This is a genomic window from Paenibacillus sp. KS1, from assembly GCF_001680695.1.
GTDB lineage: Bacteria > Bacillota > Bacilli > Paenibacillales > Paenibacillaceae > Paenibacillus_B > Paenibacillus_B suaedae.
On the sequence record NZ_MAIS01000384.1, the window covers coordinates 1 to 245 of the forward strand.

General features: G+C 42.9%; 1 pseudogene. It reads left to right on the top strand.

Annotation, left to right across the window (positions count from 1 at the left end):
* A pseudogene (locus BBG47_RS31485) lies at positions 1–128 on the top strand (transposase); the annotation flags it as partial.
* Positions 129–245 lie beyond the last annotated feature (117 nt).

Consider the following 245-nt stretch of genomic DNA (forward strand, 5'->3'; position numbering starts at 1 on the left):
ACGCTCGAATCGTTTGTCATCTACATGTTCTTAAAGGGGCGTAACCATGACGGAGATTGCTGAACTCATTGAAAAAATGTATGGTCATCACTATACTCCACGGACGTTATCGAGTATGACAAAGGCAGTGGGCCTGCAAGTTGAATTGCAAAACATGCACTAGCCAAGCGATATTATGTTTACGTCTACATCGAGGCTAACTATATTGCAGTTTAACGTGAAACGGTTTCCAAAGAGGCCGTGTA